Source organism: Reichenbachiella sp. 5M10, from assembly GCF_002742335.1.
Taxonomy (GTDB): Bacteria; Bacteroidota; Bacteroidia; order Cytophagales; family Cyclobacteriaceae; genus Reichenbachiella.
The window spans coordinates 3,779,926-3,801,299 of the sequence record NZ_MDGR01000007.1; the positions used below are offsets into that span (position 1 = coordinate 3,779,926).

At 44.3% G+C, this 21,374-nt stretch carries 23 protein-coding genes; 7 read left to right on the forward strand and 16 right to left on the reverse strand.

Features of this window, described 5'->3' with window-relative positions; genetic code table 11:
- Positions 1-64: 64 nt before the first annotated feature.
- From BFP72_RS15255 to BFP72_RS15265, 3 genes are all read right to left on the reverse strand, one after another.
- Complete coding sequence (locus BFP72_RS15255) at positions 65-838, reverse strand: LytTR family DNA-binding domain-containing protein (protein WP_099599962.1); 774 nt, start codon at positions 836-838, stop codon at positions 65-67.
- On the reverse strand, positions 813-1,892 hold the full coding sequence (locus tag BFP72_RS15260; RefSeq protein ID WP_099599963.1) for a sensor histidine kinase: 1,080 nt from the start codon (positions 1,890-1,892) through the stop codon (positions 813-815). The genes BFP72_RS15255 and BFP72_RS15260 overlap by 26 nt, the downstream gene beginning before the upstream one ends.
- A 116-nt stretch (positions 1,893-2,008) precedes the next feature.
- Positions 2,009-2,359: a T9SS type A sorting domain-containing protein gene (locus BFP72_RS15265; RefSeq protein WP_099599964.1), complete on the reverse strand. Its 351-nt coding sequence runs from the start codon at positions 2,357-2,359 to the stop codon at positions 2,009-2,011.
- Positions 2,360-4,083: 1,724 nt separating this feature from the next.
- Between BFP72_RS15265 and BFP72_RS15270 the strand changes: the two genes are divergently transcribed.
- Positions 4,084-4,452 carry a hypothetical protein gene (locus tag BFP72_RS15270; RefSeq protein WP_099599965.1) on the forward strand — a complete coding sequence of 123 codons (369 nt, stop codon included), beginning with the start codon at positions 4,084-4,086 and terminating at the stop codon, positions 4,450-4,452.
- 57 nt (positions 4,453-4,509) lie between these two features.
- Here BFP72_RS15270 and BFP72_RS15275 read toward each other — a convergent pair whose 3' ends face one another.
- The 3 genes from BFP72_RS15275 to BFP72_RS15285 all read right to left on the reverse strand — a co-directional run bounded on the left by BFP72_RS15275 (position 4,510) and on the right by BFP72_RS15285 (position 6,859).
- A complete protein-coding gene (locus tag BFP72_RS15275) occupies positions 4,510-5,658 on the reverse strand; it encodes a hypothetical protein (RefSeq protein WP_099599966.1) in 1,149 nt (382 codons plus the stop codon).
- Positions 5,659-5,805: 147 nt separating this feature from the next.
- A complete protein-coding gene (locus tag BFP72_RS15280; RefSeq protein ID WP_099599967.1) occupies positions 5,806-6,204 on the reverse strand; it encodes a RidA family protein in 399 nt (132 codons plus the stop codon).
- 91 nt (positions 6,205-6,295) lie between these two features.
- Positions 6,296-6,859, reverse strand: a complete 564-nt coding sequence (locus BFP72_RS15285) for a Crp/Fnr family transcriptional regulator (RefSeq protein ID WP_099599968.1) — start codon at positions 6,857-6,859, stop codon at positions 6,296-6,298.
- 258 nt (positions 6,860-7,117) lie between these two features.
- Between BFP72_RS15285 and BFP72_RS15290 the strand changes: the two genes are divergently transcribed.
- The gene (locus tag BFP72_RS15290) at positions 7,118-7,375 is read left to right on the forward strand and encodes a hypothetical protein (RefSeq protein WP_073122907.1); all 258 of its coding nucleotides are present in this window, start codon (positions 7,118-7,120) and stop codon (positions 7,373-7,375) included.
- A gap of 178 nt (positions 7,376-7,553) precedes the next feature.
- On the opposite strand, the gene BFP72_RS15295 is transcribed toward BFP72_RS15290, so the two are convergent.
- The 10 genes from BFP72_RS15295 to BFP72_RS15335 form a co-directional block, all read right to left on the reverse strand.
- Positions 7,554-7,685: a class IIb bacteriocin, lactobin A/cerein 7B family gene (locus BFP72_RS15295; RefSeq protein WP_099599969.1), complete on the reverse strand. Its 132-nt coding sequence runs from the start codon at positions 7,683-7,685 to the stop codon at positions 7,554-7,556.
- A gap of 161 nt (positions 7,686-7,846) precedes the next feature.
- The gene (locus BFP72_RS19240) at positions 7,847-8,002 is read right to left on the reverse strand and encodes a hypothetical protein (protein WP_158233431.1); all 156 of its coding nucleotides are present in this window, start codon (positions 8,000-8,002) and stop codon (positions 7,847-7,849) included.
- Between the two features lie 61 nt (positions 8,003-8,063).
- Complete coding sequence (locus BFP72_RS15300; protein WP_099599970.1) at positions 8,064-8,396, reverse strand: HTH domain-containing protein; 333 nt, start codon at positions 8,394-8,396, stop codon at positions 8,064-8,066.
- Positions 8,393-8,875: an ATP-binding cassette domain-containing protein gene (locus tag BFP72_RS15305; RefSeq protein ID WP_099599971.1), complete on the reverse strand. Its 483-nt coding sequence runs from the start codon at positions 8,873-8,875 to the stop codon at positions 8,393-8,395. The genes BFP72_RS15300 and BFP72_RS15305 overlap by 4 nt, the downstream gene beginning before the upstream one ends.
- A 698-nt stretch (positions 8,876-9,573) precedes the next feature.
- Positions 9,574-9,993, reverse strand: a complete 420-nt coding sequence (locus BFP72_RS15310; protein ID WP_099599972.1) for an HU family DNA-binding protein — start codon at positions 9,991-9,993, stop codon at positions 9,574-9,576.
- Between the two features lie 420 nt (positions 9,994-10,413).
- Positions 10,414-11,454, reverse strand: coding sequence for a serine hydrolase (locus tag BFP72_RS15315; RefSeq protein ID WP_099599973.1), 1,041 nt, complete (start codon positions 11,452-11,454; stop codon positions 10,414-10,416).
- 143 nt (positions 11,455-11,597) lie between these two features.
- On the reverse strand, positions 11,598-12,992 hold the full coding sequence (lpdA, locus tag BFP72_RS15320) for a dihydrolipoyl dehydrogenase (protein ID WP_099599974.1): 1,395 nt from the start codon (positions 12,990-12,992) through the stop codon (positions 11,598-11,600).
- Positions 12,993-13,041: 49 nt separating this feature from the next.
- Positions 13,042-13,392 (reverse strand): four helix bundle protein, encoded by a 351-nt coding sequence (locus BFP72_RS15325; RefSeq protein WP_099599975.1) that lies wholly within the window; start codon positions 13,390-13,392, stop codon positions 13,042-13,044.
- A 92-nt stretch (positions 13,393-13,484) separates the two neighbouring features.
- On the reverse strand, positions 13,485-15,011 hold the full coding sequence (gene odhB / locus BFP72_RS15330) for a 2-oxoglutarate dehydrogenase complex dihydrolipoyllysine-residue succinyltransferase (protein ID WP_099599976.1): 1,527 nt from the start codon (positions 15,009-15,011) through the stop codon (positions 13,485-13,487).
- Between the two features lie 37 nt (positions 15,012-15,048).
- The gene (locus BFP72_RS15335; RefSeq protein ID WP_099599977.1) at positions 15,049-17,760 is read right to left on the reverse strand and encodes a 2-oxoglutarate dehydrogenase E1 component; all 2,712 of its coding nucleotides are present in this window, start codon (positions 17,758-17,760) and stop codon (positions 15,049-15,051) included.
- A 387-nt stretch (positions 17,761-18,147) separates the two neighbouring features.
- Between BFP72_RS15335 and BFP72_RS15340 the strand changes: the two genes are divergently transcribed.
- The 5 genes from BFP72_RS15340 (at position 18,148) to dapF (ending at position 21,334) form a co-directional block, all read left to right on the forward strand.
- Positions 18,148-18,756 (forward strand): 30S ribosomal protein S16, encoded by a 609-nt coding sequence (locus BFP72_RS15340; protein ID WP_099599978.1) that lies wholly within the window; start codon positions 18,148-18,150, stop codon positions 18,754-18,756.
- Between the two features lie 6 nt (positions 18,757-18,762).
- Complete coding sequence (gene rimM, locus BFP72_RS15345; protein WP_099599979.1) at positions 18,763-19,296, forward strand: ribosome maturation factor RimM; 534 nt, start codon at positions 18,763-18,765, stop codon at positions 19,294-19,296.
- Positions 19,286-19,975, forward strand: coding sequence for a tRNA (guanosine(37)-N1)-methyltransferase TrmD (gene trmD, locus BFP72_RS15350; RefSeq protein WP_099599980.1), 690 nt, complete (start codon positions 19,286-19,288; stop codon positions 19,973-19,975). Before rimM ends, trmD begins: the two co-directional genes overlap by 11 nt.
- A gap of 120 nt (positions 19,976-20,095) precedes the next feature.
- Complete coding sequence (rplS, locus tag BFP72_RS15355) at positions 20,096-20,449, forward strand: 50S ribosomal protein L19 (protein WP_099599981.1); 354 nt, start codon at positions 20,096-20,098, stop codon at positions 20,447-20,449.
- Positions 20,450-20,566: 117 nt separating this feature from the next.
- Entirely contained in the window at positions 20,567-21,334 is a 768-nt protein-coding gene (gene dapF, locus BFP72_RS15360; protein WP_099599982.1) for a diaminopimelate epimerase, read from the forward strand.
- Positions 21,335-21,374 lie beyond the last annotated feature (40 nt).

Consider the following 21,374-nt stretch of genomic DNA (forward strand, 5'->3'; position numbering starts at 1 on the left):
TGCAAGGCATTGAGAAGAGTCAACGCGAAAAAAAATGAGGGCGCTGGTTTGCACAGCTCGTTGACTACTTCTCCATCCAGCTCAAAAACTCAGGGACACGTACTCGACTGATCAAAATCTGATCCTTGGTTTCAGGTTGAAGAATCACCTCCAATCTACTGTTGAAGTATTTATTGACCAGCTTGATCGAATGAATGTTTGCGATGTACTTTCGCGAAAGGCGAAAGAAATCATTGGGATCGAGTTGTTTGACGAGTTCATCCAGCTTGAATGAAATAATGTACTTCGCGCCTTCTTTGGCCACTAGATAGGTGTAATCATCCTCAGCGTAGAAGTAGGCAATATCCTCCACAGACACGTGTCTGAGACGGTCTCCAGATTTTATGATGAAGCGTTTCTTGTAGTCCCTTTGTTCGTCCGACAACTTGAGAAGCTGCTGAACCTGATCTACACTAAGAGACACGCTACCTTCTTCGTCCTCCGACTTCAAATTCGTATACTTCTCTAGGGCTGCCTCTAGGTCCTTTTGCTCGATGGGCTTGAGCAAATAGTCAATACTATTGACCTTGAACGCCCGAATGGCGTAGTTCTCAAATGCCGTCGTAAAGACGATCGGACAAGTCACTTTGGCTTGTTGAAATATCTCAAAGCTCAATCCGTCGGAGAGTTGTATATCCATGAACACCAAATCCGGCTCGTCGTTTTCTTCAAACCACTCTACGGTTTCTTCTATGGATTCGAAGCACTCTATAATCTCTATGGTGTAAGGAGTAGCCGCCAATAGCCGTTTCAGCTCATCTTGGGCGAAGCGCTCATCCTCTATAATCAATACCTTCATAATCAGGACTTAATAATGGTAATAATACTATAAAATACTCTTCCGTTTGCTTGATCTCTACATTTTTATCTGTGACAATGTCATAATGACTGATGATGTTGTCCAAGCCGATTTTAGACGAATACCCTTTGGAAGATTTCAGTCTTAGAGAGTTTTTGATAATTATTCTTTTGCGCTCGTGGTACACCCAGATAGACAAGGGGTACTTTGTCGAGACGACATTGTGTTTGATGGCATTCTCAATAAGCAACTGCAGAATCAACGGAGGCACTTGACACTCTTCTACTTCCTTCATCGGATCGATATTGATGATGAGTTTTTCGCCAAAACGCATACGAATCAGCTCTACATATGACTCGATGGCCTCCAATTCTTCTTTGATTGTGACCAGACCTTTGTTGCGATGTTCAAGTACATTTCGGTAGACATTGGACAACTTGCGAATAAAGCTGTAGGCCGTATTGGGATCGGAGTAGACTAATGACGACAAAGTGTTGAGACTATTGAAAAGGAAATGCGGGTTGACCTGGGTTTTGAGCATCTCATGGCGAAACTCCAAACCCTCCTTTTTGAAACGCTCGATTTCAATCATTGATATTTTCCACTTATTGAGAAAAAACATCCCCAGCTCGATGGATACAACAAGTATGGTCAACGAAAGTGCCGTGGTGATCACCACTATATCATCAAACAACGGACGAGAGTTGTACTCGTTGACAAACTGGTAGAGGTATGCTCCAAAGAAAGCGATCACCGCAAAAGCGTAGACCGTATTGGAGCTCAACTGTATAATGAAACGGCTCTTGGCTCCAGACTCCCAAGGCTGAAAACGATCCAATCGCCGATTGATCCATCGAATACCTTCCAGTACGAAAAATGCCAAGATGATAGCATAGACATACTCATTGGGCTCCCATTTGAGCGGGAGGTCCGTATAAAATACACTGTAAATAATATCTATGAACAGACGAAGACCCGCCCCCATAAACACGATACTCATCCATCGCCACCAGTTGACCCGGGTCCATCTCAATACACTCGAAAAATCTGCCATTCATTCAAAAAATTATACACGAAGTACGCGTATAAAAAGTAATATTAAAATAGCCAACGCACAAAAAAACCCCAGACGGCAAGAGTCCAGGGCTAACAACCTTAATCTAAAAACAATTAGTCCTTAGTGATTACTTTTTTGACACTATACAGGTCATTGGCAACCATGTACGTGTACTCACCTGATGGCAATGCAGACATGTTGAATTTCTTCAAAAATGCTGTTCCTTCAGTTTCCTTTTCCTTGTGCACCAAGGCTCCAAATGCGTCATAAATTTTTACTTTCACTTCCTCTCCTTCGAGTTTGGCGAAAGTCACCGCAACATTAGACTCATCCACAGCGACGATTCTTACATCCAGCTCTGGACTAACTTCTTTTTCTGATTTCCCTCCGTTTCCTTTGGCAAAAGTAAACGTGGACATGGCGACCATTGCAATCACCGCGAGCGTTTTCATTGTAGTTTTCATTGTAGTAGTGTTTAATTGAATATTGGTTACGATGCAAGTTTAGAGGGGATAGAGGGACTCTGAAACCCGATTTCGGTGAGCTTTACTTTTTTTCGGGTGAAGTGTAGGATAAAATATATGAGCCAATAGCATTATTTCTCGATTGATGTGCATTTACGGGTGACAGGTATATTTCTGTCAAACCTACCTACCCATTCTACCCTTCACTACTCCGTATCCTTTTGTAAGGCCTCTTCTGGAACATAGAGAGGAAGCACATACACTTCAACTATACAATGGGCAGGTTCAAGACGAAGACCTTTTGACTTCCATGGCCTAAAAGGCTATAAAAAAGAAAAGCTGCTCACCCCGTCCGGGTCAGCAGCTTAAGCATGATTATGAAAGACTAAATTACTATTCTTATTGAGTGGAGTAAGAAACCTTACTCGATGTAGTCAACTCTCCTGATTCTCTCTGCACTTCCTGCGTGACTACAAAGCAATGATAGGCATGCATACCTTTTTTGTAAAGCCGTTTTCGGTGAAGTGCAGAATTATGCAGGTGAAGTAAAGGATAAGTAAGTTCAATATTTGGAGTCAATCTGTGTCTCTGAAGAAAGACCGAACACCACTCCGTAATTAAGACTCATTGTCCGAAATCCGTGACTGTTTCTATTAAAAACCATCCATTACGTGTCCTTGAGACAATGTTTATATAGTAGAATAATGAACATCGAATGCTCAATCTCCAAGATGGCTTGTTATCCTCCAACTTTACAGACTGATCTTTTTTCCCTCCTGTATCAGTCTATACACACCCTATATAAAAGAAAAGCTGCTCACCCCGTCCGGGTCAGCAGCTTAAGCATGATTATGAAAGACTAAATTACTATTCTTATTGAGTGGAGCAAGAAACCTTACTCGATGTAGTCAACTCTTCTGATTCTCTCTGCACTTCCTGTGTGACTACAAAGCAATGATAGGCATGCATACCTTTTTTGTAAAGCCGTTTTCGGTGAAGTGCAGAATTATGCAGGTGAAATGAAGGATAAGGAAGCTCAATATTTGGGACCTATCTCTGTCTCTGGAGAGAGACCGAAGGTCACTCCGTTGTTCAAAATTCATTGTTCGAAATTCGTTGCGGTTTCCTTCATAAAAAACCACCCATTATGCGTCTTTGAGGTAAATTGGAATACCGAATGCTCAATATCCGAGATGGATTGTTATCCTCCAACTTTACAGACTGATCATTTTTCACCTCCTGCATCAGTCTATCCACACCCTATATAAAAAGAAAAGCTGCTCACCCCGTCCGGGTCAGCAGCTTAAGCATGATTATGAAAGACTAAATTACTATTCTTATTGAGTGGAGTAAGAAACCTTACTCGATGTAGTCAACTCTTCTGATTCTCTCTGCACTTCCTGTGTGACTACAAAGCAATGATACCGTCTCATTTTGGTTCGTAAAATCTATTTTCGGTGAACCCAATGATTTGATAGGAGAAAGGAAGAATAAACCCGGTGAACATCAAAGCGCATTTGCAAAGGATTTTGGCCTAAGTCTGCACATGGATACAAAGCCATATTTATAATTGCTTCAACACATGAAAACACCTATCAAAAGCCATGAAATGAAAGATTCGCTGCAAAACCTGTACAGAACCCCTTCCCCAAAAGAAGGGCAGCTACGTTTTGGGGTTTCATCATTAGAAAGTAAATTCATACAGCAAATCAAAAGAAACTGACATGTCCATCTCACAAATCACCCACCAAGGCAAACGCATCATTTTTGTAGATTACTCCCAATGCAAAAACAAAAAAGAAATGATAGATGTCGTCTCCCAAGTGGCTGACTACCTACTTGCCCTTCCTGATCCACACCTCCTCTTGCTCTTTGACTATACCAATGCGCACGGCAGCACGGAATTCATGAATGCCGCCAAAGCAGCCAGAGAAAAGATCCTTCAGTCCAAAACAACCAAAAGCGCTGCACTCGGCATCACAGGCATCAAAAAGATCCTCCTCAATGGCTACAACGCCGTAAGTGGCGAAGCGAAAATGAAGCCCTTTGACAACAAAGAAGCCGCCTTGGCTTACCTACTCAGCGCAGAGTAGAAGTACCCGTCACTGGTATGATTGGTGACGGGTTTGATTTTGACCATGGCACAGCTGTCAAGCCAACTGCGCACAGTAGTCCTCATACATCTGCTCTGGAGACTCCCCCGCTAGATCTTCATCATAGTACACATCAAATTGCTGCTCGATCATCGGTGGATAAACAAAAGTCCTCAAACCTCCCCAGCCATCATTCTCATGGTTGAAGGTGTTCCAGTTGTCACCTGTCACCTCTGTGGTTTGTAGAATATACGCCCCTGTCGATTCGTTTTGGATGGCTTTCTGATGACGCAGTACTTTGCCATCAAACTCGTTGGGGAGTCCCGTGAACCTCAGGAGCACCTCCTCACCAACCTCTACTGCAGTGACTGTAAACTGCCCTGCACGATACACCATCGTGTTTGGAGCGAGCTTTGCCTTGTCCAATGCCTCTTTGGTCTCTTCTTCTGGTTTCGTCTGTCTCAAAGTCTCAATCTCTGAAAGCATAGTTTCCGCAGCCTCTCGCTGTGGCATTTGATCATCGAGTGACAGGTAATATGCGATTTCATGTTCTACATCTCCCGCAAACAACAACTTGCCTTCCCGATCTTCTCTCTCATTATACTGCGCCCACTTCTCTTCTACTTGCTTCCACGCCTTGGCCGATTTATCGTCTATGTTTTTGAGTTCCCATACACCTAGGCTAGCCTGTAGCTGCAGGTTGTCAGGGAATGACTTGAGTGCTTGTTTGATATTCTCTACCACCGCATAAGCAGGAGCATCCGTGGTATTGAAAAGCTGAACCAATGTCTCCGATACACTCCCCATCCCAATACAGTATAGGTTGTTGTAATCACGGATCACAAGCAACTGCCCACGGGTCAGTGCAGGAAAATGCAACTCAAAGACATGCTCGGCTCTTTGCGTGATTTGTGGTTCGATGCGTTGGGTATAGTCATGGTTGACGACATCCAAATCCTGTGCAAAAAACGACGTGTGCTCATAGTGCCAATCCGGGCGATACACGATCACACGAATCGGGGTTTCATCCACGGGAGCATATTTGATTTGCCCCAATTTGTTGAACCCAAACTCCATCTGAATACTGTAAGGCTCGATGAGATAAAACGCTCCATCGATCAAAACGTAATAGCCATACTCTGTCAAGTCAGTGACTGGATTGGCCTGTTGTGATTCTTCTCTTTGTGATTTCGAAAAATTGGTCATAGTCTTTCCTTTTTGATTAAATTTGAAAAATCAAACTAGTACACAATTTTCAAAAAGCCCATTTCCGAGCCAAAATCAACCCTTTTTAGGGAGGTACCACTCACTATTTTTAGGGAGGTCAGCGGTACCTACTAGGTCCCCTTCCCCCTATCTCTCCCCTCGTACCACAGTGGCTTCCAACTCTACGGTCAACGTGTCAAACAAAGACTGAACCTCGAGCAGCGTACTGGCCTGCTTGATACCATGTGCTGCAACCCAATCCTGAAAGACATCAAAGCAACCCAACAATTCTTCGGCAGAGGTAGTGTAAATATTCAACCGGACAATGCCACTGGGTTCATAACCCGCCTCATGGATCACTTTTTCCAAGTTAGCAATTGCCAATAGCAATTGACTCCTCATGTCTTCGGCACTTGATCCCCCATGCTCATCGACTGCTGCCTGTCCCGCTACATAGAGTACGGCTTCTGGTTGTTTGATTTCTACGGCCTGCACATAGCTTCGTGCATCCTGCCATTGCCATGGGTTAATGACTCTCTTTTCCATTTGTATTTCGTTTATTGGTGAATTACAAAACTGGAGTGCAAGGCTCAACTCTACCTGTGACCTACGTCACAATTACAAAAAAGACTAGAGTCTAGGAGGACAACCGGCTCAGCGTTTCGCGTGAGACACCTAGATACGAAGCGAGCTGTGTTTTGGAGACGCGCTGCAGCAAACTCGGATACTGAGCCAGTAACTGATCGTACCGTTCCTTGGCGCTGAGAGTCATCAGAGACAAGATTCGCTGTTGAGAAGCGATGAATCCTCTATTGGATTTTTCAAGAAGAAACCGCTCCATCTTAGGTACTTCCTTGCGGAGTTTCTGATAGTTGTCCAGTGACAAGCACAAAACCACCGTATCTTCTAGGCACTTCAAGGACATGCTTGCTGTCCCTCTGTCAAAGTAAGCCATAAAGTCACTCTCCCACCAATCCTCCATCGCAAAAGACACGATGTACTCACGAGCCATGTCATCCGTGTGTATTAGCTTGAGCAGTCCTTGACCTACATAATAGGCATAATCTACGCGCTCACCTTTTCGAAAAACGTACTGACGCTTTTTGAAAGTTTTGACCGTAAAATGTACGAGCACCACCGAAAACTCCTCAGGGGTCAACTCCACTACACGGTCGATTTGTTTCTTTAGCTGCTGCTCCATCCAGCACATAAAAGTAAACCAAACTGCGAGGATGACAGGTGTCCCATCCCACTAGTCTTCAAAAAATCAAACCTATAAAAAGAAATCTGTCATTGCTAGACTTGCTCCAATCCTGTGACAAACAGATGAAGACCCGCAAAGAAGGACGACTCGATTCTCATCGCTTATGGTGTGATTGGTTTTATTGATGAACTTATTCTGCATACATCCTCCTTCGTATCTAATATTGCAACACGATAATAACAAAGCAATACAGACATGAGACTACCGATTATAAAACACACATTGGAATTCGTCAAAGAAAACGACGAGGATTGGGTACACGAGACCATCGAACTGCTGGAGCATTTGGCGGATGCCAAGGGAATCAAAGACGAAGAACTCGAAGTGATCGGCGAACTCCTCTCCAACCTATACGGCAGCCTAGAGGTTCACAAAGAAATCAAAAAAGGCACTGCAGAAAAAGACGCACTCAATGGCTTCATGAGCCGTGTGATGGGCTCTATCGGGAAGTAAATTCTGGTATTAACCTGAGTTCGGTTTTAAATTTTGTTAAAGCCTCTCCTTATTCATGATGATCAAAAATAAACCCAGTTTAGACAACTGGGTTTTTACTTCTAAACTACAGGTTCAAGTCGTTATTCTAAAAAAACAAGCAGTAGTTCGATTTTTCAATTGAGAAATAGTAGTCAGATTAGTCATTCGCCCACTTCAGGAATTCGACAACTCCTACTACTGACCCTGTCCCTACTGCCACTCCAACCACATACCCAAGTACCAAAGGAAAAACACCTCCGTCGATTTCCTTTAACTCGTCATTACTCATGACAGTAAGTTCCTAATCATTTAACATTCCATCAGTCATAATTAATAACCTTAAAAAGGTTAACAAAAAACATAATACACAACGGCACCAATAACTCCACATGCAATACCAAAAAGTACTCCTCGTAAGAATCGGTTCATAAATCCTGACTCCATAATCAATTAAGTCAAAGCGTAATATGCACCAGCGCCTGTAGCTCCAACTCCAGCACCTCTAAAAAAAGCTCCCCAATTGAAGCTCAAAAACATCCCTCCATCAACTTCATTCATCTCAGATTGTCTCATCTCCACAAGACCCAATTCATTCAAATTTTCCATTTTGTATTAAAACTTAAGTTAGACCTGCTCTTTGTTTGGGTGGCAGGAAGCACCCTTTATGCTAGCATGCAACTAAGGTAGATTCGCAAAGTGAAATAAAATTGCACTCTGACTCTTTTAACAAAAAACCACCATCCGTCTTCATAACAACCTCTGAGCTAAGCACTTCAAAATGAAAATCAATTTTAATTCTTCGATCTGTATAATAGTAGGTCTTATACACTTTGTCATACACGATGTCCGCGCCTAAATTTTTAAGAGACTCTATATGATTGTACAGTTGTCTCTTGCTGATATTTAGACGTATTGCCAGCTCATCAGGTGTGCCTGTTGACTCAGAGATGATGAGCTTGTTGATCAATTGGATTCTCTCTATCTGTTTGATGAAATTCATGAGGGTTGATTTTGGTAAGACAATGTATTGATATTCTCCTGCTGCCCCATCAATTGCTGATAGGGTTGATTGGACTGAGAAAGTTCTTCATGGCTGCCATTGGCGATGATATCCCCATTCTCTAGCAGCACTATCTGATCTGCCATGGTCACGGCATTGAGTCGATGTGAGGTAGAGATGACGGTTTTGCCCTGATCTCTAAGTTTCAGCATGGTTTTGAGCACGAATGCTTCAGACTTCTTATCCAAGGCAGAAGTCGCCTCATCAAAAATTACTACCTCAGGATCGGCGTACAATGTCCTGAGAATCGCCAATCGCTGACGCTGACCGATGGAGAGGTTGGTGCCGTTTTCTCCCAAATAGGCAGAAAACCCTCCCTGTAATTCATTGATAAAGCCTAAGACACCCAACTCATGTGCCAATTGTACGATTCTTTGGGTATCTGGCTGAAACTCCCCCAAAGCGATGTTTTCGATCACTTCTCAAACGATTAACACGGACTGGATCAGACAACAATTCTAAATCTAGCGTGTATTGATCAAGTTGAGATTTTCTTGTGCGTATTCTGTCCACTTCAGAAATAATAACCCTATCATCAAACTTCACCAAGGTATCTCCCTGGTTTACACTAAGGTTCTCTTCTAAACGTGAAGAGACTATTCTAGCCGTAACAGGTGCTTGAATCGTGTACTTTTTGCCCATGGAGGTGATTCTTCCAGAGGTAGACTCGATGACATCCACAGATACCAATGGCAAAATGACAAGAAATATAAGTATGCAACTGAGTAGGACTAAGTAAATCCTATTGGTAGGGCGGTTGATTTTGAATGTATAATTTTCTACACTCGCTTGAATAAACTCTTCTGGGAAGAACTCCTTTTTCATGGTTGGTTGGTATAAGTTGGCAGTGCAAAAACAACATGAATCAGGGTGCTACGCCGTATCATCTTGCTTTCACCGTTTGGTTGATCATTAGTTTAGGGACACAATAATTTTGAAAAAACTCAACTTATCAAAACAATAATTCACTTTTTAATATGTACCTACATCAAAACATTAGCCATCTGAAACCCTGATTCTATAATGTACACTTCGGCCTATAACACCAAACGGCCTCACTTCAGCGAGACCGTTTCATTGTCTATCGTTACACATGGTATATACTTTAGGGTAATCGTTATGCAGCTTGATCTGTCGTCTTGGTAGTTTCATGGACACTTACCTTTTCGTACTCCAGATTATCCGTTAGCTTCTGGAGTCTTGCTCCTGGTCTAAACCTGATGCGAGCACCCTTGATCTGAGCGGTACGAAAATCCTCTGGAGCATCTACTCCTTGGCTTTTCAGCGTCAGGTAGAAGGTCCCTAGATTACTAAGCCTCACTTGTCTACCGTGAGCAAGTTGCATCTCTATCACCTCGATCAAGGTTCCTAAGGCACCTAACGCAGTGCCATAGTTCAAACTAGATACTTTGCTGATAAGCACTGCCAATTCTTCAAAACTAACATCATCGCCATTGCTGATTCTGGCATAAAACTTTTTGGGGAGCGTAACATCTCTTGGGTCAGCGCGCTCTGCTACTTTATATTGTACAGACATAATTGATAATATTTAAAAGATTAAACATGGATTGATATGAAATCCTAACTGAGCGCTCTGCAAGATATGATTGATTATCAGCAACATCTATACCAGTAGATGGCTTATAAATGCTAAAGATTGTTAAAAAAAACCGGAGTAAGCAGTAGTACTTTCTACCATTGACTCATTGTTTTATTAGGCTTGCGCAAGCAGGGCTGGTTCGTTGCGCAAGTAGAGCGTTGAGCTTGCGCAAGCAGGGTTGGTGGGTTGCGCAACGAACCAGCCCTGCTTGCGCAAGCTCCAGACAAAAGTAACTGTACGTGATGAAGCCAGTTGCACTGCTTTGGTTTGATCGGAAGTTGAGCACAAATGCATCACCTATGAATAAGTCAACGATCATCTCTATGCTTATCCCCTATTTCACAAGAGCAAAACGCACTATACTGACCTTTTTTCCTTTCTCAATATCTTCACGATGCGATTGATGACGATCTCTGATAAGTTCCATTCGTACCCTTCAAAGTCCGTCGTGTTCACAAATTGGACGACCACTGTATCTATGTCCTTGTGGTACTCTGCTAGACTCTGGTAGCCAGGCACCAGCCCGCCATGCTCGTACTCATATATCGAGGAGTAGATGTCCTGCTCTCCCTCGTCGAATACGGAACCGTCGTTCAACGCGCGCAAGAACTTCCCCACATCCTCTGCGGTAGCAAGCATTCCGTTTTCGTTCGTCTTAAAATCCGCATCAATACCGACATAGTAGCCGCTCATCACATCGTCAATATTCACTTCTTTCAGCGAACCATAGGTATGCTTGAGCCCGAGAGGTTCCAATATTTCTTCCTTGATGTATTGAAAGTGACCATAGCCCACCACCTGCTCGATGATCTCTCGGAGCAACAAATAGTTGGTATTAGAATACTCATAGCCCTCGCCTGGTTCAAAACTCGATGGCAAGTCCAACGCAAAGTTCAAGGCTCGTTTTCCGTTTTCCTGTTCGTCCTCCCAGAAAGCAGGGTTGTTGGTAAAATTGGGAATACCGCTCCGGTGCTGCACCATCATCCTCAAGGTGATTTGGTCTGCATGCTCGATGCGACCCACCAGCTCTGGAAAATAATCCGCTAGTGTTTCATCCAAAGACAAGCGTTGGGCATGAGCCAATTTGGCGACAGAAACTGCCACGTACAGTTTGCTGATGCTGGCGATCTTAAATAAAGCATCCGGTCTGGCCGGTATCTGATTGTCTCTGTCGTCCCAGCCCGCTGTATAAAACGCCGGGGCTTTTCCTGCTTCGTCCACATAGACGATCATCCCATCAAACCCGTGACCGATGGCTTCATCCAGTTGCTCTTGAACCGTATCTGGTAGCGGCAGTATCCAAGCCCACACCAATATCCACGGCACGTAAAACATAGAGATTGCCGTTCCAGAGAACAACACTATCCTGAATACTTGTTTGATTTTTTTCTTAGTCATGTCTCAATGTATTATTCTCTGCTTTCCTTGTACAGTGACAGCCATCACACCTGACAGGTCAGATTCCTCCTCCAAACATAAAAAAGCCCTTAGTCAAATCAATGGCTAAGGGCTTCCTAATTTAAGGTTTCAACTCTTTCTACTTACATATGGATCGGTCTGTTGTCCGTCGCTGCAAGGCAGGCTTCTTTGACAGCCTCCATATACGTCGGGTGTGCATGCGACATGCGCGACACATCCTCTGCTGACGCTCTGAATTCCATGGCAGTCACGCCCGAAGCGATCATGTCTGCTGCTCTCGCACCGATGATGTGTAACCCGAGGATCTCGTCCGTATTCTTGTCTGCGAGCACTTTGACCAAACCATCGGTATCCATACTGGCTCTGGCTCTACCCAATGCTTTGTACGGGAATGAACCCACTTTGTAGGCACGACCGGCTTCTTTGAGCTGCTCCTCCGTCTGACCGACACCTGCGACCTCAGGCCATGTGTACACGACTCCTGGGATGAGGTTGTAGTTGATGTGCGGCTTCTGTCCTGCAATCGTCTCTGCGACGAAGACACCTTCTTCCTCTGCTTTGTGCGCCAGCATGGCTCCTTTGACCACATCACCGATGGCGTAGATGTTGTCTACGCTCGTTCTGAGGTGATCATCCGTTTCGATTCTTCCTGCTTTGTCGGTTTTGATGCCGACGTTCTCCAAACCAAGCTTGTCTGTGTAGGCTCTACGTCCTACAGACACGAGGCAGTAGTCTCCTTTGAGTTCCAGTACTTCGCCTTTTGGTGTATCCGCTTTGACTGTTACGGTTTTGGCCGTTGACTTCACTTCGGTCACCTTGTGCTTGGTATAGATTTTCATCCCGAGCTTCTTGAGCGATTTGGTGAGTTCTTTGGACATGGTACCATCCATACCAGGAATGATACGATCAAAGTACTCCACCACCGACACTTCAGATCCTAATCTCGCATAGACAGAACCCAACTCCAATCCGATCACACCGCCACCGATGATGACCAAATGCTTCGGCACTTCCTTCATCACGAGTGCTTCTGTACTGGTGATGACGCGTTTTTTATCGATCTCAATAAATGGCAAAGAAGTAGGCTTTGAACCCGTCGCAAGGATCACTTTGTCCGTCGAGATTTCTTCTTCCTTCTCTCCTGAAACTTTTATAGTGTTCTTGTTGACAAACGAACCGTGACCAGTGAATACATCGATCTTGTTCTTTTTCATCAAATAAGCAATGCCTTCGACGTTCTGCTTCACCACTTCACCCTTGCGTGCGATCATTTGTGTGAAGTTCACCTTAGGCGCTGGGATATCGATCCCGTGCTCTTTGAACGTATGTTCGGCATTGTGATAGTGCTCCGAAGAGTCCAGCAAAGCCTTGGAAGGAATACACCCCACGTTGAGACAAGTGCCTCCAAGTGTGCTGTATTTTTCTACGATAGCGACCTTCATCCCTAGCTGTGCACATCTAATGGCTGCCACATATCCACCAGGACCCGATCCGATTACTGTTATGTCGTATTTCATATTTTTTTAGTCTTGTGATTTGAGTAGTGAGTATTTAGACCCGCACTCTTTACTGTAATGACCTCCTCAGGCTAAAGAGCATTTTTTGGATGTCTTGTATCTCTTTATTCAATTGATTAAACTGTTCATCCGTCAGTAACCCCACCCGCTTAGAAATAATCAGCTGTGTCTCTAACTCACATGAACTTCCGTATGAATAAGAAAGGAAATTATTGAAATCCTTGTCCGTTGATCTCCCCGATCCTTCTGCTATATTAGAAGAAATCGATACAGAACACCTTCTGACTTGGCTCGTCATTCCATACTTCTCATCAGACGGAAAAGAAGAAGTCTCTTGATACACTTTGACTGCTAAATCAACAGACCTCTTCCAAACATTAAGTTCCTTGTAATTGTGCATAAGATTGGATTTGGTTTAGGAGTTAAGATAGCAAAATCACTAGGTTATCCCAACTCCAACTAATCTCAATACACAATACCTACGACTCGGTACTAAATACCAAGCATCAATCTCGCTGGGTCTTCGAGCAACTGCTTGAGTCGCACGAGGAAGCTCACAGACTCACGCCCATCGATGATACGGTGATCGTAAGACAGTGCCAAGTACATAATTGGCCTGATTTCTACTTGGCCATTGATCGCTACAGGACGCTCCACGATGTTGTGCATCCCTAGGATGGCTGACTGTGGTGCGTTGATAATCGGCGTAGACAGCATCGAACCAAAGATACCCCCGTTGGTCACGGTAAAAGTACCGCCTTGCATCTCGTCGATGCTCAGCTTGTTGTCTCTAGCCTTGACAGCCAATCTCACCACTTCACTCTCCACTTGGTTGAACGACAAAGATTCGGCATTTCTGATCACAGGTACTACCAACCCTTTCGGTGCAGACACTGCAATCGATACGTCACAGTAGTCGTTGTAGACGATCTCATCTCCATCGATCTGTGCGTTGACTGCAGGCCACTCTTGGAGTGCCATACAAGATGCCTTGATGAAGAAAGACATGAACCCAAGCCCTACTTCGTACTTGTCTTTGAATGCATCCTTGTATTTCTTGCGAAGATCCATAATAGGCTTCATGTCTACTTCGTTGAAAGTAGTCAACATTGCCGTTTCATTTTTCACAGACACCAATCGACGAGAAACCGTCTTTCTCAATGGTGTCAATTTTTTGCGTGTCTGCTCTCTGCTGCCTCCCAGTGACGGAGCTGCAGGAGCCGCAGCAGCCTTAGGCGCTTCTTTCTTCGGTGCAGGTGCTGCCTTTTGAGCTGCTTCTGCATCTTCCTTGGTGATACGACCGTCTTTGCCAGTGCCTTTCACCTGTGATGCATCGATACCTTTTTCTGCGAGTATCTTAGCCGCTGCTGGAGATGGATGCCCTGCCGCATAGTTTCCTTCGTCACTAGCTGTGGCAGCTGGTGCGCTTGCTGCTGTCTTGGCAGCTGGTGCTGCCCCTTCTACTACTTCGATCTTACAGATCATGCCACCGATTTCGATGGTATCTCCTTCTTGTGCGACGATTTGGAGGATTCCTCTCGCCTCAGCAGTCAATTCGAAAGTCGCTTTGTCTGACTCAATCTCTGCGATGATTTCGTCCAGCTCGACCATGTCACCGTCTTCTTTGACCCATGAGCCCACAGTCACCTCAGTGATAGATTCCCCTACAGTAGGGACGATCATTTCGTAGATTTCACCTGTTTTGCCCCCACTAGACGCTGGAGCAGCTGCAGGCTCTGCAGATTTAGCAGCAGGCGTAGCTTCCGAAGCGGACGCACCTTTGGCAGCACTATCGTCGATCGTACATACTACTGTACCGATCTCGATGGTTTCGCCTTCCTCTACTTTGATACTTAGGATTCCAGCTGATTCAGCATTGAGCTCGAACGTCGCTTTGTCAGATTCCAATTCGCAGATTACCTCGTCCATTTCGACGTAATCCCCATCTTGTTTGGTCCATTGGGAGATCGTCACTTCTGTGATCGACTCGCCAACTGTTGGTATTTTAACCTCAATCATATCTCTATGTTTTCAATGTTTTGATTCAAATATTAAATTAAGCGAACGACCTGTTCATGATGTCTTCCTGCTCTTGTTTGTGAACTTTCGCAAATCCTGTCGCTGGTGAAGCGGCGTTCTTTCTTGAGATGACGTCTTTCTTCACTTCTCTGAAAGTTCTCAAGATAAACGACCATGCGCCCATATTTTCTGGCTCTTCTTGTACCCAATGTACCGTCTTGACATTGTATTTGTCCAGCTCAGCCATCACTTGCTTTTTAGGGAATGGGTGCAACTGCTCGACTCTGATGATTGCGACATCCTTGCGCTTATCCTTTTGCTGTCTTTCGAGTAGATCAAAATAAACCTTACCTGTACACAACAGTACCTTCGTTACTTTCTTCGCATCGACATAGTCATCTCCGATCACCTCTTGGAATTTCCCGTCGGTAAACTCCTCTACTTTCGACACCACCAATGGGTGTCTAAACAGAGACTTAGGCGACATCAAGATACACGGCATACGAAACGGCATAGCAAGCTGTCTTCTGATCATGTGGAAGTAATTAGAAGGCTTGGTTAGGTTACAGATATACATGTTGTTGCCTGATGCTAACTGTAGATATCTCTCTGGGCGAGCATTGGAGTGCTCAGGTCCCTGCCCTTCATAGCCATGCGGCAAAAGAAGAACCAAACCGTTCATTCTTCTCCACTTGGTGTACGAGCATGAGATGAACTGATCCACCATCACCTGTGCACCGTTGGCAAAATCCCCAAACTGTGCTTCCCAAATCACTACTGCGTTTGGATCCGCCATCGCATAGCCAAACTCAAAACCAAGTACCCCAAACTCTGACAACAGTGAGTTGTAGATTTGGAAGGGCTTTTGTCCTTCTTCGATATGATCGAGGAAGTTGTACGGCTCGTTGGTATTCATATCTCTGACTACCGCATGACGGTGAGAGAATGTGCCTCGCTTACAATCCTGCCCAGTCATACGCACGACTTTCTCATCAAGCAATAGCGATCCGTAAGCCAACAATTCTGCAGAGGCCCAGTTCAGCTCTTTCTTGTCAAAGAACATCTCTTTGCGCTGTTTGAGCACTTTGTCGATTTGCTTGATTGGTTTGAAGCCGCTCGGTACGCTCATCAAAGCCTTACCTACTTTCTCGATATACTCTGCGCTCACAGACGTATCTGGAGACTCATCAAAATCCTCTGGACGAGACAGTCTCATCTCCGAAAACTCCTTCTCACTCTCCTGCAGTGTATATGGAAGCTGCTCTTGCTTGACCATATTGAGACGATCTTGCAACTGCGCTTTGAATTCCTTATCCATTGACTTGGCCAATCCCGCATCAATGTCCCCTCTTTCGATGAGGCTCTTGTTGTAAATTTCTCTTGGGTTCGGGTGCTTAGAGATCAAGTTGTAGAGCGATGGCTGAGTAAACTTCGGCTCATCTGACTCGTTGTGTCCATGACGTCTGTAGCACACCATATCGACGAAGATGTCCCCTTCGAATTTCTGGCGGTACTCTGCGGCTACCTTCATACAAAAGACCACAGCCTCAGGACTGTCTCCATTGACGTGAAGCACAGGTGCATCCACAGTCTTCGCCAGATCCGTACAATAAATACTCGATCTCGCTTCATCAAAATCTGTGGTAAAACCTACTTGGTTGTTGATAATGAAGTGAATTGTCCCCCCAGTCCCGTAGGCTTCCAGCTTAGACATCTGGATCAGCTCGTATCCAATTCCTTGACCTGCCAATGCCGCATCACCATGGATGAGGATCGGCATTACTTTTTTGCTATCCTTATATAGGTTGTCAATTTTCGCTCTTACAAATCCCTCCACGACTGGATTGACTGCTTCTAAGTGAGACGGGTTAGGCGCTAACTTCAAGTTGACATTCTTGCCTGATGGAGTTACTACTTGTGACGAAAAACCCATGTGGTATTTCACATCACCATCACCCATTGTTTGATCCGGAGCAAAAGACCCTTCAAATTCATTGAATACCTGCTCGTAGGTTTTACCCATGATATTCACGAGGACATTGAGACGTCCACGGTGAGCCATACCGATCACAACTTCTTCTACACCTAGCTCGGCACTACGATCGATGAGCGCGTCCAAGGCCGGAATAGTCGTCTCCCCTCCTTCGAGAGAAAATCGCTTCTGACCTAAATATTTGGTATGGAGGAAATTCTCAAAAACTACAGCCTCATTGAGCTTTGATAGTATTTGCTTTTTCTCCTCGATAGGGGGATTGTATTTAAGAGCATCCTTCTCTACCTTTTCTTTGAACCAATCTACGATATCTGGCTTGCGGATATACAAATATTCAAACCCGACATTGCCTGTATAGATATCCTTGAGCGCTTCGATTATTTTCTTCAAGCTGGCTTTGCCAACTCCGATAAGCTTACCACACTCAAACTCCGTGTCGAGGTCCGCCTTACTGAGACCAAAATCCTCAATCTCCAAGCGAGCCTCTCTGTCTTTTCTCTCTCTGACTGGGTTCGTGGTAGATTTCAAGTGACCTCTAGATCTATAGGCATGGATAAGGTCGCGCACTGCGATCTCCTTATTAGATACACCTACATCTGCTTGTCCGTCTTCGCCATACTTGGCCAAAGAAAAATCGTACCCTTCAAAAAACCTCTGCCAAGTCTCATCTACAGACTCAGGGTTATTTTTGTACGACTGGTACATATCGTCGATCACATTGGTATGTGCATTCGCGATATAAGAATATTTGTCCATCACATCAAATTTTGATTTTGCGATGACAAATATAGAGGGTATATATTACATTTGAAAACCGTATAAACGAATGCACGATTTATAGCTAAAACAATCTCCAAACATAGATTCCAGCTCCCTTTGAAACAAATACCGCATACTTTTCCGACCAACAGCAACTTCGACATCCTCCCTAAAACCACATAAAAAACACTGCAATAACCCACAAACCACGAACAACACACTAAACACAGCCAAACATGGCCCTAACAAAAGAAGATAGTCCGCTGCGGAAGAATCCCTAAGAAAGTCCTCGAATCCTGTTCCTTATCTATGATTAATATTCTATATTTGCGGACTTTTTAAATAAATGCGGACGTGATCCGCGAACTTTTAACATTATATATAATGGCAGTAAAAATCAGATTGGCCAGAAGAGGCCGAAAAAAACAACCGATCTACGATGTAGTAGTAGCGGACGCTCGAGCACCACGTGATGGTAAATTCATCGAGAAATTGGGAACTTTCAACCCAAACACAAACCCTGCATTCGTCAACATCAATGTTGAGAGCGCAGTAAAATGGGTTTTGAACGGAGCAATCCCGACAGAAACAGCCAAAAAAATCCTTTCAGACCAAGGCGTAATGTACAGAAAGCATTTGCAAGTAGGTGTAAACAAAGGAGCAATCACTCAAGAGGATGCAGACAAGAAATATGATGCATGGTGGAGTGAAAAAGAAGCGAAAGTACAAGGCACTGCAGATGGCCTAGCCAAGACGCAAGCAGCTGACAGAAAAGCAAGACTAGAAGCAGAAGCGAAAGTAAATGCAGCTAGAGCAGAAGAAATCGCAAAGAAAAACAAAGTGGAAGAAGAAGCAGAAGCTGTAGCGGCTGCCGAAGCAGAAACTAGCGAAGAAGCAGCTACTGAAGAAGCACCTGCAACAGAGGCAGAGACCCCTGTAGCAGAAGCAACTGAGGAAGCACCAGCAGCGGAAGAAGAGAAGAAAGCTGAATAAAATCATATGAAAGTCGAAGATTGCTACCAGCTTGGCTATGTAATCAAGACTCATGGATTGAAAGGGGAAGTTCAACTCTTTTTGGATGTGGACGACCCTCTGGATTATCAAAATTTGGAATCAGTGTTTGTCAAACAGGACAACACACTGGTTCCATTTTTTTTAGAATACATTCAGATCAATGCCAAGAAGTCTATCACCAAGCTAGAAGAAGTAGACGATATAGAAACCGCTGAAAAGTTGGTCGGCAAAGAGCTATACCTTTCACTCAATAGCCTTCCCCAATTAGAAAACGGTCACTACTACTACCACCAACTCGTAGGACTGACGCTCTGGGATAGAGACACAGCACTAGGCGTCGTGGACAGGGTCTATGAGATCGCTCCTCAAAACCTCCTATCACTACAACATCAAGGTCACGAAATCATGATCCCTATCAATGACAACATCATCCTATCCGTAGACTTTGACAAAAAACGCATAGAAGCACAACTACCCGAAGGTTTACTCGACGTATATTTGGAAGACAATGAGAATTGATATCATCACTTGCTTGCCGGACATGTTTAAAGGCACTGTGGATCAAAGTATCCTCAAGCGTGCCAGCGAGCGAAACCTTGCCCATATCCACGTACACAACTTACGCGAGTATGCCATCAACAAGCATAATCAAATCGACGATTATGCTTTCGGCGGTGGTGCTGGCATGGTATTGATGATCGAACCGATTGACAAATGTATCTCAGAGCTCAAAACACAACGCAGCTACGACGACATCATATACATGAGTCCTGATGGACAGCTGCTATCCCAAAACATCTCCAACGAACTGAGCCTTCAGGAAAACATCATTCTACTTTGTGGCCACTACAAAGGCGTAGACGAGCGTGTCAGAGAACACTTGGTTACACGAGAAATCAGTATCGGAGATTATGTACTCACTGGAGGAGAACTCGCTGCTGCGGTAGTCGCAGACTCTGTGATCCGCCTACTCCCTGGAGTGATGAACGACGAGACTTCCGCGCTCACAGACTCCTTTCAAGACAATCTGGTAGCGCCTCCAGTCTATACCCGGCCCGCAGAATACAACGGCTGGCAAGTCCCAGAGGTCCTCACCTCAGGCCATGAAGCCAAAATCAACGAATGGAGATTTGATCAAGCAGTACAACGAACACAGGCCAAAAGACCCGATTTATTAAAAAACAATCCAAAACTGTAACTCAAAAGATAAAAAGATCAGAAATTCAATGAATTATATTTGAAATCATGATTACAGTTTGAAATAATATTTTCTATATTTGCAGTCCGATTTTTTAGGAGGGCATTAAAAGCTAAAGAAATGAGCGAGTTAATAAAACTTATCGAAGAAGAATATAAAGAAAGAAGAAAATCGTTTCCTTCTTTCGGACCAGGTGATACTGTAAACATCCACGTAAAAATTACTGAAGGTACTAAAGAAAGAATTCAGCAGTTCCAAGGTACGGTGATGCAGATCAAAAACCCTAGCACTACAGGAGAGACTTTCACTGTTAGAAAAATCTCAAGCGGTATCGCTGTAGAAAGAATTTTCCCTGTCAACTCTCCTAGCATCGAGAAAATCGAAGTTCTAAGAAGAGGTAAAGTAAGAAGAGCAAGATTGTTCTACTTGAGAGGAAGAAAAGGTAAGGCTGCAAGAATCAAAGAAAAACTGTAATTCTTCAGCGTCACAAGACACTGCAGCCATTCGTCACTAGACGAATGGCTTTTTTATTGACCAAACCTGCTTACCATCCATTCGTATCTAAGCTAACCAAGAAACAATACATACTCCATGTCTATTACATTCTACAAATATCAAGGTACAGGCAACGACTTTATCATGATAGACAATAGAGAGGGTGCTTTTCCACACGAGATCTCTCACATAGCCAAACTATGCAACCGACGCACAGGTATCGGAGCGGATGGGCTGATCCTCATTGAGAATCACGACACTCTGGATTTTGACATGATCTACTTCAATGCAGACGGAAGCCAGAGCTTGTGCGGCAATGGCAGCAGATGTGCTGTGCGCTTTGCCAAACAGCTAGGCCTCATAGAAAACGAAACTCGGTTTCAAACCATAGACGGAGAGTACTACGCCACCATCGACCAGGATATTGTACACCTCAAGATGAAAGACCAAATGGAGCCGGCTCGTCACGAGGACCATTATTTCCTCAACAACGGCTCTCCACATCACATCGTCTTCGTAGAAAAAGCTGAAAGCGCACCTGTCGTCAAGCAAGGGTCTACGATCCGATACTCAGACCAGTACAAGCCTGATGGCACCAATGTAAACTTTGTAGAAATACTGAACCAACACGAAATATTCGTTCGCACCTACGAGCGTGGAGTAGAAGACGAGACACTCTCTTGTGGCACAGGGATCACTGCCTGTTCTCTTGCGGCAGCAGACAAAGGACTCATGAGCCCCATCGACGTACAGGCCAAAGGCGGAAAACTCCAAGTAAAATTTGAGCGCACTCCTGGGGGGTTCACCAACATCTGGCTTATAGGCCCGGCACTTCGTGTCTTTGATGGCCACATCAATATCTAAGACGTATATCACATCCTGTCATTTTGTCGCTACAAGATCC